The sequence below is a fragment of the Kribbella sp. NPDC048915 genome (assembly GCF_040649595.1).
Taxonomy (GTDB): domain Bacteria; phylum Actinomycetota; class Actinomycetes; order Propionibacteriales; family Kribbellaceae; genus Kribbella.
In genome coordinates, this window is sequence record NZ_JBEZFT010000128.1 from 1 (window position 1) to 14,726 (window position 14,726).

General features: G+C 68.3%; 6 protein-coding genes. 5 read left to right on the forward strand and 1 reads right to left on the reverse strand.

Annotated elements, in window-relative coordinates; translation table 11 throughout:
• The first annotated feature begins 550 nt into the window (after positions 1-550).
• A complete protein-coding gene (locus AB0B82_RS34400) occupies positions 551-3,814 on the forward strand; it encodes an NACHT domain-containing protein (RefSeq protein WP_360178447.1) in 3,264 nt (1,087 codons plus the stop codon).
• Here AB0B82_RS34400 and AB0B82_RS34405 read toward each other — a convergent pair.
• Entirely contained in the window at positions 3,785-3,991 is a 207-nt protein-coding gene (locus tag AB0B82_RS34405) for a LacI family DNA-binding transcriptional regulator (protein ID WP_360178450.1), read from the reverse strand. The two genes, AB0B82_RS34400 and AB0B82_RS34405, sit on opposite strands and share 30 nt — an antisense overlap.
• A 628-nt stretch (positions 3,992-4,619) precedes the next feature.
• Between AB0B82_RS34405 and AB0B82_RS34410 the strand changes: the two genes are divergently transcribed.
• The 4 genes from AB0B82_RS34410 (at position 4,620) to AB0B82_RS34425 (ending at position 14,521) form a co-directional block, all read left to right on the forward strand.
• Positions 4,620-5,069: a YdeI/OmpD-associated family protein gene (locus AB0B82_RS34410; protein ID WP_360178453.1), complete on the forward strand. Its 450-nt coding sequence runs from the start codon at positions 4,620-4,622 to the stop codon at positions 5,067-5,069.
• A gap of 66 nt (positions 5,070-5,135) precedes the next feature.
• Positions 5,136-8,093, forward strand: a complete 2,958-nt coding sequence (locus tag AB0B82_RS34415) for an AAA family ATPase (protein WP_360178456.1) — start codon at positions 5,136-5,138, stop codon at positions 8,091-8,093.
• A gap of 55 nt (positions 8,094-8,148) precedes the next feature.
• Positions 8,149-8,292 carry a hypothetical protein gene (locus AB0B82_RS34420; protein WP_360178459.1) on the forward strand — a complete coding sequence of 48 codons (144 nt, stop codon included), beginning with the start codon at positions 8,149-8,151 and terminating at the stop codon, positions 8,290-8,292.
• Between the two features lie 67 nt (positions 8,293-8,359).
• Positions 8,360-14,521, forward strand: a complete 6,162-nt coding sequence (locus tag AB0B82_RS34425) for a carboxypeptidase regulatory-like domain-containing protein (RefSeq protein WP_360178462.1) — start codon at positions 8,360-8,362, stop codon at positions 14,519-14,521.
• The last annotated feature ends 205 nt before the right edge of the window (positions 14,522-14,726 follow it).

Here is a 14,726-nt window from a genome sequence, read left to right on the forward strand (position 1 = left end):
GTGGGTTCACCCAGGGTGTTGTGGGTTCCGCACCCTTCACACGGGTCAGGAACCCACAACACGATGGGTGAACCCACCGTGCGGGGGACGTGCGCGGTCGTCCGGCGCGGGCGCCGACTCCGTCACCCCAGACCCACCCACGGATCGGTCAGAAGAGCCGGAAATCCCTGCCACGGTGGCAAAAAGACGCGTCCTCGCTGATCCTTCAGAAAGATGTCGTCGAGTTCGCTGAACGCGTGGTGACATTGTCCGCCGGCCTTGATGTGTCGCCGTCTGTGCCGGGGCCAGATCAAGTTGCTACGGGCAAATAGAACGCCAGGGATGAATTCCCTACGAGAGGTCTTCGATGGGCATGCGTTGATGCTTGCGGAAGGCAACCAGGCGCTGCTCGAACCCAGCACGGGCTGGGGATGTGGGGTGTTCAGTCAATTTCGAGTCCCCGGATATCAGTAATGAATGCGAAATTTCTGATGGTTAAGTGTTGTCACTGAAGCGGTTCTGTGCAGTACCGTCTGCAATTGCAGGGTGAAGAGCTGTGTGGGGGCGCCGTATGGTGAACAATGCCGAGCGGCCGGGGGACTTCGCAGACGCCGGGATCGTGGGGCGGGTCGTTCCGATTCTGGTGGCTTTCGGACCACCGGTCGCTGTCAGCGGCTGGTTGTGGTCGAAGGTCCAGCAGAATCCGGTGGTCAGCATCCTCGTTCTGATGTCCTATTGGTTCCTGGTCGCGGTCGTCCAATTCGTCTTCCGGGTCAGCCGTGCGGTCGGGGATTTGTGGATTCCCCGGACCGCCGCAGCCGTCGATCATCGGGTAAGTGCGTTTCTGATGAGCTATCGCGCGCGTTACCTGAGCCAGTTGCTCGCCAGCGTTCGGGATGTCGAGTTGCTGGGCATGGCCACCCAGGGAGAGTTCTCGCTGCAGTTGCGACAGGTGTATGTCGACGTCAGCATGGCGCCGTCGCCGGTGCAGACGACGGCGCACGCGCCGTTCGTCGGAGCGGAGATTCCGGTCGGTGAGCGCCGGTCGCTGGACTCGTTCCTGGACAGCCGTCGGCCGCGGGTCTTCGTGGTGATCGGTGGCCCGGGTTCGGGTAAGACGACCCTGCTCCGCTGGACCGCGATGACGCTGGGAGAGCGGCGGCGGCACAAACGCGGGCTGCCGGTGATTCTCTACCTGCGCGACCATGTCCAGGAGATCGTCCGCGATCCGGCGGTGTCGATTCCCGAACTGATCGCGAACGTTTCCTGGTTGAAAGGTACGGTCACGGCGGACTGGTTCGAGAGCGTCCTGACGAAAGGCCGCTGCGTCGTCATGCTGGACGGTTTGGACGAGGTCGCGGTGGAAGAACAACGGCAGTTGACATCCAGTTGGGTGCAGAACCAGGTCGCGCGTTATCCGGCGAATCATTTCATCTTGACGTCGCGGCCGCACGGCTATCAATCGAATCCGGTCCGGGGCGCCGACGTACTCCAGGTCCGTCGGTTCACCAGCGACCAGATCGTCGAGTTCGTGCACAATTGGTACTACGCCATCGAGTGCCGCAGTACCGGCGAGAGCGGCGAGCGAACCCGGGCGATCGCGAACGATCATGCCGCCGATCTCCTCCGTCGGATGCGCTCGCAACCGGCCTTGTACGACCTGGCGGCCAACCCGATGCTGCTGACGATGATCGCCAACGTCCACAAGTACCGCGGCGCGCTGCCCGGCAGCCGGTCGGCGTTGTACGGCGAGATGTGTGACCTGCTGCTGCACCGGCGGCAGGAGGCCAAGAACCTGGCCGTGAGATCAGGACTGAAGGCCGAGCAGCGGGCCAAGGTGGTGCGTCAGCTGGCGCTGGCGATGATGACCCGCGAGGTTCGCGACGTGACGCGGGAGTCCGCGAGTGACATCGTCGGGCCGACGCTGGCGAGGATCCCGCGTGCCGCGACGGCCGACGCATTTCTGGCCGAGCTCACCACGAGCGGTCTGTTCGTCGAGCGCGAGGTCGGGATGTACGCGTTCGCGCATCAGACCCTGCAGGAGTACCTCGCGGCCGCGGAGATCCGTGATCATCCCGAGGTGAACGCTCTGGCGACGAAGGTCGACAACGCCTGGTGGCGCGAGACGATCCTCCTGTGGGCGGCGAACGCGGACGCGTCGCCAGTTGTCGAGGCGTGTCTGAGGTCAGGCACGGTCGCCGCCCTGGCACTGGCCTTCGACTGCGCCGACGAGGCCCGCGAGGTCGACGTGGATCTGGTCGAACGCCTCGATGCGCTGCTGTACTCGGATCCGCCGACAGCCGATGTGCCGGCACGCGACGTGCACCGCCGGCTGATGGCCGCAGTCCGCGTCTCGCGTTCCCTTCGCCACACCGTGACCCTCAGCAATGGCGCCGCGGCGTGCGCGCGGCCTTTCCCGCGGTCGCTGTATCGCCTGTACGTCGAGCTGTCGGGCGATCCGGGCGGTTCGGTGCGCGAGTCCGTCAAGGACGACGATGCGGAGGCGGTCGGTGTCTCGGCCGCCGAGGTCGAGAACGTCGTCGCGTGGGTCAACGGCCTGTTCGACGACGGCACCGCCTACCGCCTACCGGTACGCCACGAGCTCACCGATCAGATCACCGGCGTGGTCGTCGACCTGACCCGCCGGACCGTGTGGTACGCCGAGGACCCGCGCGCGGCCACGCCGGTGGGCGCGGATCCACGGCCGGCGTCCCGCGCCTGGAAGCGATACGCCGGGCCACGGCTGTTCGTGCCACCAGAGGTGCCGCACCCGTACGTCGCGAGTCCCGACCTGCTCGCGGAGACCATCCGGCGCGATCTGCAGTCTGTCGTCGGCGCGCTTCCTTATGTGCTGAGCCTTGCTCTCGAGCGGGACCTGGAGCGGGCCCGGGCCCAGGACTTCAAGGCGGCCCTCGACCGGCTTGAGCTGTTGCACCACAGCATGACACCGGCGTTGGTCAAGGACGCGATCCACGTGGATCGAGCGCTGGCGCGGAGTCGTGGCGGGGACCTGTCGCCGGATCGCGACCTGCACCGGCGGCTCGACCGCCTCCGGGATCTGGCCGGTGGTTTGGCGGCGGTCACGGACTTCCCTGTTCCGCCCGTGCTGGTGCGGCAACTCCGGCGCACCCTCAGTCGGGCGCGTGCCGTCGACGAGGCATTCAGTCAGGCGCTCGACATCATCTTGACGCATTCGTTGGTGTCCGACGACGTATCGATGCTCGTCCGGGAACTGCAGGATCCGGCGACGCTGCCCACCTCCGCGCCGGCGGGGAGAGCCGTGCTGCAATGGGCCCCTCCGCGTATTCGTCGCGACCAGTTCGAGCTCACGGTGGTGGCGCTGAGTGTGCTGCTGTCGCTCTGGGAGCCGCACAAGTCGAAGTACCGCCACGGCCAGGGGTGGTTGCAGTTCGAGCGGTTCCTGGTCGAACTGTTCTCGGCGTCGAGCGAGATGACGCCGGCCATTCCCGGCGAACTCGAAGGTGTCCTGCGCCGACTCCAGCCGTTGCTGCTCACTGCAATCTGGAGCACCGGGTCGACGTTCGCGGGAGCTGACTCGAGCCGCGACCAGCAATGCTGGCGGATCCTGGCCCGGCGGATCGCGGTCGTGTCCGCGTCCATGATCGCGACGACAGTCCGGTACCCCGCGGCGTCGTACGGCAGCAGCGCGGCGATTCGGCTCGGCTTGCTCGCAGCAGCCTGCGTCGCGGACAGATTCAGCGACGCAGCGATCGCACAAAGCCTTCGCGGACTGCACAGCAGCCTCACCTGCCTCGACGCCCGTCTCGACGATCCCACCCTGCCCTCAGAGGTCCTGCTCCTCATGCGCGCGTGAACCGGGCTCCCGCACACGGCCCGGTGCGCCACCGAGCTCCGCTGCGATCTCCAGCAACTCCTTGCGGGTGTTCTCGGCCACCCCCGAATGCCCGCTCTGCGCATCCGAAACCGCCGTCCTGGACACACCCGCACGGCGCGCAATATCCGCCATGCGGGAGAGCGATTGACCGGCCATCCGGTTCCTGTGACTGATGTGCGGGGGACAGGCACGGCAAGCACGCAGTGGCGGCGCACGCCGTCAACTGTTCGGGTGTTCAGGCGTCTGAGCTGTCCAGGGGCAGGAAACGGCGAGCACGACAATGCGGGGTTCGGCCGCGTGACTCCCACGCGGAGGGACATCTGCGCGTGTTGGGGGTTCTCTGCTCGTGCACCAGCCGAGAACCCCCACACGAGAGGTTGACCCACCGTGTTGGCCCGCACGATCCACCCCGCCCCGGTCCACCCCGGCTACCCCGGCTACCCCGGCTACCCCGGCTACCCCGGCTACGCGGACCGCCGCAGTTCGCCGCGTGCTGGTACGGCGTGGTGGTACGGCGGTGTCGCGGAGGTGCCCGGGTGTCTGGCCGAAGGTGGGTTTACCAACCGTGTTGTGGGTTCCTGACCCTTCACACGGGTCAGGAACCCACAACGCGGTGGGTGAACCCACCGTGTGGGGGTGTGTCGGGCGGCAGGGACCGGCGGTGGGCACCGGTGGTGGGCATTGGTGGTGGGCATTGGTGGTGGGCATGGCCAGGCCGGCGGGGTGTGCGAACCGTCAGCCGATGGAGGGCGTCGCCGATTGACCTCGGGGGGATGATGGGTGGATGAAGGTCACTGCTGAGTTGCTGGCGACCGGAAAGAACACGGCGGGTTTCGAGATTCCCGAGTCCGTGCTCGAGTCGCTCGGGGGTGGTGGGCGGCCGAAGGTCGTGGTGACGGTCAACGGGTTCACATTTCGTACGTCGATCGCGCGCATGGGTGGGCGTTATCTCCTCGGCGTCAGCGCGGATCGGCGTACCGAGGCCGGCGTCGCGCCCGGCGACGTACTGGAGCTCGAGATCGAGCTGGACACCGCGCCCCGCGAACTGGAGACGCCGGAGCCACTGGCCGCGGCGCTGGCTGCCGACGTGAAGGCCAAGGCGTTCTGGGACACGCTCAGCTACAGCAATCGGCAATGGCACGTCCTCCAGGTGACGTCGGCCAAGACCGACGCGACCCGTGATCGGCGGATCGTGAAGTCGCTTACCATGCTGCGCGCGGGTCGCGCGCGCTGAGTCCAGTGCGTGAGTCGTCGCCTGCAATCGGTTGCGAGCGATGCGGGTGGCGGATCAAGATCGCGCATGGGCTTCGTCAGGGCGGCTGTTGCCGGTGAGGGGTCGCCGGCTGTCGGGCCGCCGGCGTTCGTGGGGCGGGAGCGGGAGATCGCGGCGCTGAGCGGAGCGCTGGCCCAGGCGCCGGCGGTGGTGCTGGTCGAGGGCGAGGCGGGAATCGGCAAGAGCCGCCTGGTGCAGGAGTGGCTGGCTGAGGCACCTGCTCGCCGGCGTCGGGTGCTGATGGCGGTGTGCCCGCCACTGCGGGAGTCGTTGACGCTGGGGCCGATCGTCGACGCGTTTCTCGGAAGGCCGCCGGCCGACCTCGAGCTCACCGGGCTGGCCGGGGCGCTGCGTCCGTTGTTCCCGGAGTGGGCCGCCGAGCTGCCGCCCGCGCTCGAACCGCTGGACGATGCCAAGGCCGCTCGGCACCGGCTGTTCCGGGCACTCGCCGAACTGCTTCAGGCCCTGCAGGTGGATCTTCTGGTCGTCGAGGACGCGCACTGGGCCGACGAGGTGACCTTGGAATTCCTCCTGTTCCTGACGTCCCGCCAGCAACGTGGCGGACCGAACCTGCTGGTCACGTACCGCCCCGAGGAGGTCGACGACCAGTCGTTGCTGCTGCGGCTGTCGTCCCGCCTGCCGGCCGGCGTGACCCAGTTGCGGGTGGCGTTGACGCTGCTCGACCAGGACCAAACCGCCTCGCTCGTGTCGTCAATGCTCGACGGCAAGCCGATGTCGGCCGAGTTCAGTACGTTCCTGCACGAGCGGACCGACGGCCTGCCGTTGGCGGTGGAGGAGTCGGTGCGGCTGATGTGCGACCGCGCGGATCTGGTGTTCCGCGACGGGCAGTGGGTGCGATTGAGTGTCAGCGAGCTACAAGTACCGCCCACGGTGCGCGACTCGACGCGCGAGCGGGTCGGACGGTTGTCGCCCGGAGCGCAGCGGGTACTCCAGGCGCTGGCAGCGCTCACCGAGGCGTCCGCCGAGGCCACGTTGACGGCGACCGCCGATGTTTCGGCCGATGACTGCCGGTCAGGTATCACCGAAGCGGCCGAGGCGGGCATCGTAGTCGGCGACGAACTCGGTCGATGGCGGTTCCGGCACATGCTCGCCGCGGCGGCGGTGTACGAGTCGATCGCCCTGCCTGAGCGCCGCATCCTGCACCTGCGCGCCGGGCGGGCGCTGGAGAACCTCGACCGGCCGCCGGTCGCGCAACTCGCGCGCCATTTCAGGGAAGCCGGTGAGATCGAGCGATGGATGCGGTACGCCGAACAGGCCGCGCAGCGTGCCCTCGCATCGGGGGACCACACGGCCGCGGTGATGCTGCTCGACGACCTGCTGTCCACGGCGGAGCTGTCGTCGACGGACACGGCACGGATCGCGCGAACCGCCGCCGTCGCTGCCTTGGGCCGAAAGGACTCGGTCGACGAGGTGCACGGCCGGATCGTTCGGACGCTGCGGGAGATCCTCGCGTCGGCCGGGCTCACCGCCCGCCAGCAGGCGGAGATCCGCAACCCGCTCGGCCGGCTGCTGATCAACCTGGGCGAGGCGCAGGCCGCGCTCACCGAACTCGAGCAGGCGGTGGCGGACCTCGACCACGACCCGGTGGAGGCGGCGAAGGCGATGACCTTCCTCGGGTGGGCGTACGCGGGTCCGTGGCCGGCGTCGACCCACTTGTACTGGCTCGAACGCGCCGCCGAGCTCGCGCCGAAGGTCGACCTGGCGCCGGACCGACTGTCGCTGGCCGGGAACCGTGCGGCGGGCCTGCTGATGCTCGGCGAGGAGGCAGCCTGGGACCTCGTGTCCACGTTGCCCACCGACGGTACGACGTCCGCGGAACGGTTCGACGTGGCGCGCATCAACGCCAACATCGGAACCGGCGCGCTGGTCTGGGGCAGGTATCAAGAGGCAGCGCACCACCTGACGGTGGCACTGGGTCTCGCCGAAGCCGAGCAGGCGTCGCGGCTGCGCTACAACGTACTGCTCGAGCTGGCCAATCTGGACTGGTTCGCCGGCCGGTGGGAAGACCTGGCCGCGCGCGCCGCCACGCTCGCAGAAGCGGAGCCGGACCGGCCCAGCATCTACCTGGCGAGCATCCGCTTGACGGCGCGGCTGGCCGCTGCAGCCGGTCGGCGACGGGTCGCGGAAGAACAGTTCCAGCTGGTGCTGGACGAGGCCGCGCGGCTGGGCGCCGTTGACGACACGATGGAAGCGGCCGCGGCACTGGCGCGGCTGTGGCTCGCCGACGGCGACAGCGAGCGCGCGCTGAGCATCACGCAGCAACCCATCGAGGCGGTCGAGACGAAGGGCGTCTGGGTCTGGGCGACGGACCTCGCACCTGCGCGGGTCGCTGCACACGTCGCCGCAGGACAGGTGGCGCAGGCAATCAACCTGATGGAGAGGTTCGCGCTCGGCCTGCGCGCTCGGCACGCGCCCGCGCCCCAAGCGGCACTCGCGGCCTGCCGCGCACATCTCGCGACCGCTACGGGCGATCTGGACGAGGCGGCCGACGCCTGGGCGCGTACGGCGGACGCCTGGGACGCGCTGCCCCGCCCGTACGACGCGCTGCTGGCCCGCGAACGGCAGGCCAAAGCACTCCTCGAAGCGGGCCGAGAGGACGCGGGACGGGAACTGCTGACCGACGTCTACGAGTCGCTGTTCCGGCTCGGTGCCCGCGGTGACGCCGACCGCGTTGCGCAGCGCCTCCGCGACCAGGGTGCCGAGATGCCGCGGCCGTGGCGCGGCGGCCGCCGGGGGTACGGCGACGCGCTGTCGCCCCGCGAGCTCGAGGTGGTCCGCTGGGTTGCCGAGGGCAAGACCAACCGTGAGATCGCCCGGATCCTGACGAAGTCACCGGCCACAGTCGACCAGCAGTTGCGCTCGGCGATGCGCAAGCTGAAGGTGAGCTCGCGGACGGCGTTGGCGGTGGCCGCGGTCGAGGCCGGCGTACTCACTGAAGAGTCCGGCTCGACGGACGAATCCTGATTTTTGACGTATCCGCTGGATAGCGACTGGGTGCGCGCTCCAGCAGCATGGCGGGATGACCCAAGCCACCCCGACGCCCGCCGGCGACGAGCCCGCGGGCGACGAGATCGGCGCCGCCACGGAGGAACCGACGGCTCACCCCGACGAGCCGAACAGCGACCCCGACGACCGGCAGCCCGACCGCTACCAGCCGCTCTAGCCCGTCCCCGGCCGCCGGTGTCCAGCCGCCGGCCGGGCTTCTTGCAGTGTTCGAAAGGACCGCCCGGATGAAAATCCTCCCCGCCCTGCTGTCGATGGCCTTGGCCGTCGGCGCGGCTGTCGGTGCCTCACCACCGGCGTCGGCCGCCACCAGCCCGACCCAGGCCGCGAGTCAGCCTGCAGCTGACCCGGTGAAGCCCCCCGAGAAGAAGATCGAATCCAAGCTGCAGCAGTCGCTGCGGACGACGAAGTCCGACTTCTGGATCAGGTTCTCCGACACCGCGGACCTGTCCAAGGCGAAGCAGATCAAGGACTGGGCCGCGCGTGGCCAGTTTGTCTACGACACGTTGCGGAAGTCGGCCGAGACGGCCCAGTCCGACGTGGTCGACGAGCTGAAGAAGCAGGGCGCGCACTACACGACGTATTGGGTGTCGAACGCGATCCTGGTCCAGGACGGGTCCGCGGATCTGGCTGCCAAGCTCGCCGCCGAACCGGCCGTCACCGAGATCCACCAGCCGGCCGAGTTCACGCTGGACAAGCCGCTCGTCACGGATCCGGCCGACGCCGCCCAGAAGGCGATGGCGGCCGCGGGCGGGCCCGAATGGGGTGTCCGCGAGATCAACGCGGACGACGTCTGGGCGACCGGTATCACCGGCCAGGGCATCACCGTCGCGAACCTGGACACCGGGGTGGACGGCGACCACGCCGCGCTCAAGTCCGCGTATCGCGGCTACGACCCGGCGACCGGGACGTTCGACAACAACTACAACTTCTTCGACGCGAACAACGCCTGCCCGAACGGTACGGCTCCGTGTGACCGCAACGGCCACGGGTCGCACACGATGGGCACGATGGTCGGTGACGACGGCGCCGGCAACCAGATCGGTGTCGCGCCCGGCGCGAAGTGGATCGCGGCCAACGGCTGCGACGCCTGTACGGACGCGACGATGATCGCCTCCGCGCAGTGGCTGCTCGCGCCGACCGCCACCGATGGCAGCGCGCCGGACCCGGCGAAGCGGCCGCAGATCATCAACAACTCGTGGGGCTCGCAGGAGCCGAGCAACGAGCCGTTCATGGAGGACATCATCGCGGCCTGGGACGCCGCGGGTATCTTCTCCGTCTGGTCCAACGGCAACGAGGGACCGCAGTGCCAGACCGCGGGGTCCCCAGGGGCCCGGACGCTCACCTACTCGGTAGGCGCCTACGCCGAAGACGGCACCATCGCAGACTTCTCGTCCCGCGGTCCCGGCCAGGACGGCGAGATCAAGCCGAACATCTCCGCGCCCGGTGTCGCCGTCCGCTCCGCTCTCGGCGACGGGACGTACGCCGCCAAGGACGGTACGTCGATGGCCGCGCCGCATGTCACGGGCGCCGTCGCGCTGCTGTGGTCCGCCGTACCTGCCCTGGTCGGCGACATCGAGAGCACTCGCGCGCTGCTCGACCAGACGGCGCACGACGTCGACGACACCACCTGTGGTGGTACCGCGGCCGACAACCCGACGTGGGGCGAGGGCAAGGTCGACGCGCTCGCGCTCGTCAACGCCGGCATCGCCGCGGGTGGCGCCGGTATGTTGACCGGGACCGTCACCAGCGCCGACGGTGCGCCGATCGCGGGTGCCACGGTGGCGGCGAAGGGTGCGCACTCGCGGAGCGTCCTGTCCGGTAAGGACGGCGCGTTCACGATGCAGCTGCTCGCGGGCCAGTACGACATCACGACCAGCGCCTTCGGCTACCTGCCGGCGTCGACGACGGCGACCGTCACGGTCGACGGCAGCACGAGCCTCAACGCGGTTCTCACCGCGGCGGCGAAGTACAGCGTGACCGGCAAGATCGTTTCGGACGACGGTACGCCGGTGCGCAACGCGGACGTGGCGGTCAAGGGCACCCCGTTGCCGGCGGTTCGTACCGGTGACGACGGCACGTTCGCGATCGCCGACGTACCGGTCGGCTCGTACACCCTTGATGTCCGGCCGAACGCCTGCTTCTCGCCGACCACCGCCGCACTCGAGGTCGATGGCGAGGAGTCGCTGACCGTTGCGGTCAAGCTCGTCGTGGACGGTCGTGGCTACACCTGCGCCGTGTCCGAGGGCGACTACCGCCGCGGTACGGACAAGGTCACCTTCACCAGCGGAGTGTGGTCCGAGGTCGCGCTGCCGTTCAAGGTCGCGCTGTACGACGGCTCGTTCGACAAGCTCAAGATCGGACTGCGGGGCATCATCACGCCGGACGAGACCGCCACTCCGGGTGGCGTCGGCCGCGCGGTCCTGCCGTTCTACACCGGACGTCCGCTCGATCTCAACGACGGCGTTTACACCGCGGCCACGAAGGTCGACGGCGAGGACGCCTTCGTGATCGAGTACCGCGACGCCACGATCACGGCTCCGGACGGTTCGGGGGTCAACGCCCGGATCAACTTCTCGGTCACCTTCACCCGCTCGGGCACGGTGATCGTCGGGTACGGCGACGGTGTCGGGACCGGCGGGCCGATCAGTGCCGGCGCCACCGCGATCACGGGGATCCAGGGCGGCGACGGGACGACCGGCATCACCTTCTCCGAGGAGGCGCCCGCGCTGCGCGCCGGGATGGTCGTCACCTACGACCTGCCGGACTTCGGCTTCTTCGACGCCACGGTCGTCGACAAGAACGACAAGTTGCCCGTCGGTGGTGCCGAGATCTCGCTCGCGAACGCCGACGGCATCGTCGAGAACTTCACCACCGATGCCACCGGTGCCTTCCACCGCCAGTTGAAGACCGGCAAGTACACGATGTCGGTCAAGGCGCCGAACTATCAGGACGGCAGCTACGACTTCACCCTCGACACGCTCTACTCGTCGGCCAAGGTCGGCGCGGAGCTGGCCACCAGTGTCGCGAACGTCGACAGCGACGGCCTCAACGCCGTACTGGGCACCGATCAGGGCGGCGTCGGCTCGCTGACGTTGACCAACTCGGGTTCGGCGCCGATGTCGTTCGAGCTCGGCGAGGCCGGCCGGCACATCGAGCTGGACCAGCCGAAGGCGGTCACCACCACGGCCAAGGGTGCGCAGACATCCATCGATTTGAAGCGCTGGAACACGGCCGCCACACCTGGGACGTACGCCGCGTCCGCTGTCGATGGGGATGGGAAGGCAACCACCAGGGACACCACCGGAATCCCGGTCGGAACGCTGTCCGGCGGTGACGTGCTGGCCAGCTTCGACCCGAACCCCGGCAAGGAAAGCGAGCCGACCGGTGTCGGGTACGACGGCAACGTCTGGGTGCACGACTACAACGCGGAGACCAACACCGCGTACACGGTGACCGGACACAAGACCGGTAAGGAGTTCCCGGCTTCGTGGAACCCCGACTACAAGGCGTTCGACCTGGCGTTCGACTCGCTCAAGGGCGACATGTGCCAACTGGAGGACAGCCCGCGGAGCTACATCCACTGCTTCGACCGGGAAACCGGGGAGAAGACCCGCGAGGTGAAGGGTGATTGGTCAGGCGTCCAGCTGACGGGTCTGGCGTACGACGCCGGCCGCGATGTGTACTACGTCGGTGGTCGTGCCAACGGTCTGATCGGAACCGTTGCCGGAACGTCGCATCCGAACGCCGGTGAACTCACATCGTTCTGTGCTCCGCCGCTGCCTCAGGTCATGGGCCTGGCCTACAACCCGACGTCCGACACCATCTGGTACACGGACCGGTCGACGTCGCGGACCCGCCTGCTGCAGGTCCGGCCGGACGACTGCACGCTGGTGAACGCCTGGTGGTTCCCGGAGCCGAAGGCCAACCAGGGTGGCGGTCTCGACACCGATGTCACCGGTGCCCTGTGGGCGGTCGACCAGATCGCGGACAAGGTGCTGCTGGTGGACGTCGAGGACGACCAGCTCACGGATCTGCCGTGGCTGAAGCTGTCCACGACCACTGGGACGCTCGCTCCGGGGCAGTCGACGACGGTGAAGGTTTCGCTGTCCAGCGATGGCATCAAGCCGGGTGTCCTCGGCGCGAACATCGTGGTGAAGTCGGACAGTGGACGGCAGTCCAAGACGTACGTACCGGTCACGCTCACGACCTCGCAGTACCAGGTCGGCGTGAACGCCGGCGGTACGTCGTCGTACACGGACAAGGACGGCTTCACCTGGTCGAAGGACCAGGCGTTCCGCAAGGACTCCTGGGGTTACCAGGGCCGGACCAAGACCGTTTCGACCAAGGGTGACGTGCAGCGGACCGACGACGACGCGCTGTTCCAGTCGCAGCGCACCACGTCGGACCAGAACCTCACCTATGTGTTCGACAAGGCGCCGAAGGGCAAGTACCTGGTCGATCTGGGCTTCGCCGAGATCGAGAAGGTGAAGCCCGGCAAGCGGGTCTTCGACGTCCTCGTCGACGGACGCGTCACGCAGTACGCCTACGACATCGCGGGCACGGTCGGATCGATGACCTCGGACGTGCACACGGCCGTGGTCGACCACGCCGGCGGACCGCTGACGGTCGAGCTCAAGGGCGCGAAGGGACAGCGGGCACCGAGTGTCGGCGCGCTGCGCGTCACGCTCGACCCCCGCGGTACCGAGGTGTTCCCGGGTCCGGACGAGCCGGTCCAGGAAGACCCGCCCGTGCAGGTCACTCCGGCCGGACGCTCCTACACGTCGAACGTGACGACAGGGCTGTACCGCCAGGGCACCACGCGAACGCCGTGGACCGGGACATTCCTGTGCGGCGTGCTGTGGTTCGGGTTCGACTTCCCGTTCTACGACACGACCTGGGACGGGGTGTGCGTGTCGCCGACCGGCATGCTCACCTTCGACCGGAACCGGTCCAGCGCGTCGAACACCAACCTCCCGACGAGTGGGCAGGGCGCCGACGCGATCTACCCGTTCTGGGACTACCTGACCGTGGACGAGTCGTCGGGGATCTACATTGGCGTGACCACGGTCGACGGTCAGCGTGCGCAGATCATCGAGTGGCGCGACGCCGTCTTCGACGAAGCACCGGATCAGCGGGTCAGTTTCTCGGTCACGCTGATCGAGGACGGGCGGATCCAGATCGGGTACGGCGCCGGGGTGGGTGGCGACAACCCGCTGACCAAGGGGTCGTCGGCAACGATCGGCCTCGAGGGCATGAACGGTGTGTCCGCCGTGGTCCACTCGTACAACACGCCGTCGCTCACCGAGGGCCTCGGCCTGGAGTACACGCTGCCGGCGTCCGGCACGCTCGAGGGGGTTGTCACCGACAAGAACGACGGCAAGCCGATCGCCGGCGCAACGGTCACGTTGACCGCTGCTGACGGTGGTAGCCGTACGGTGACCGCCAATGCGAAGGGTCTGTGGAAGGCGCAGATGCTGGTCGGCGAACACACGGTCAGTGTCTCGGCGCCCAACTATGGGACCGATACGGCCACGGTGACGGTTGGTGAGCGCGGGCAGGCACTGACGCGTGATGTTGCCCTGAGCACCGGAATCGCCAAGGTGTCCGGCGGCAAGCTGGACTGGCACCTCGGTCCGAACCAGTCGGCGAAGACCGACCTGACCGTTACCAACACGGGCTCGGCCCCGCTGTCGGTATCGGTCGCCGCGCCGAATCTTGCGTGGCTCACCCTCAGCGGTGCCGCCGCCACTGCGACTGTCGAACTCGCACCCGGCGAGGCGACCACTGTCACCGCAACGGCCGCCACGACCGGCGTGGCTCCGGGGCTGCTTACCGGCGATGTTCTGATCTCGTCGAGCGATGGACGTCACCCGACGCAGACCCTGCCCGCGACGCTGGCCGCGTCGGCGTACTGGGTCGGGATCGACGTCGGCGGCAAGGCGTCCACCGACTCCACCGGCTTCGCCTGGTCCGCGGACAAGCCGCTGTCCGGCAATTCATGGGGTTACGTCGGCGGAACGGTGAAGACCACGCCCGCGGGTATCGCGGGCACCGGCGACGAGCAGCTGTTCCGCACCCAGCGGACCGGCAAGACGTTCTCGTACGTGTTCAAGAACGCCCCCGCCGGCACGTACGTCGTCGAACTCGGATTCGCCGAATTCGACAACGTCAAACCCGGAGCGCGGACGTTCGACGTCCTCGCCGGAAACGACGTGGTGCTCTACGACCACGACGTACAGTCCGACGCCGGCCGACTCACTGCCGACAAGCACACCGCCAAGGTCAAACACACCGGCGGAGACCTCACGGTCAAGGTCATCGGCAACACCGGCGCCCGCGACCCGATCCTCAACACCCTGAAGGTCCTGGAGGACCCACACCAGTAGACCGACGGCCCCGTCACCTACCCGGGTGACGGGGCCGCCGTTGTCGAGCCGCCGCGTGACCTCACGCCAGCGGATATCCGGCTCTTGTGACCGATCCGTGGGTGGGTCTGGGTGACCGAGTCAGCGCCCGGACTGGACGACCCTCGCGTCCCCGCACGCGCGCGTCCCCTCACCCAACTACAGCCTCGCTGTCTCCGCCCACAGC

Coding starts and splice junctions, on each gene's coding strand:
- AB0B82_RS34400 (WP_360178447.1), top strand. CDS start 551: ATGGTGAACAATGCCGAGCGGCCGGGGGACTTCGCAGACGCCGGGATC.
- AB0B82_RS34405 (WP_360178450.1), bottom strand. CDS start 3,991: ATGGCCGGTCAATCGCTCTCCCGCATGGCGGATATTGCGCGCCGTGCG.
- AB0B82_RS34410 (WP_360178453.1), top strand. CDS start 4,620: ATGAAGGTCACTGCTGAGTTGCTGGCGACCGGAAAGAACACGGCGGGT.
- AB0B82_RS34415 (WP_360178456.1), top strand. CDS start 5,136: ATGGGCTTCGTCAGGGCGGCTGTTGCCGGTGAGGGGTCGCCGGCTGTC.
- AB0B82_RS34420 (WP_360178459.1), top strand. CDS start 8,149: ATGACCCAAGCCACCCCGACGCCCGCCGGCGACGAGCCCGCGGGCGAC.
- AB0B82_RS34425 (WP_360178462.1), top strand. CDS start 8,360: ATGAAAATCCTCCCCGCCCTGCTGTCGATGGCCTTGGCCGTCGGCGCG.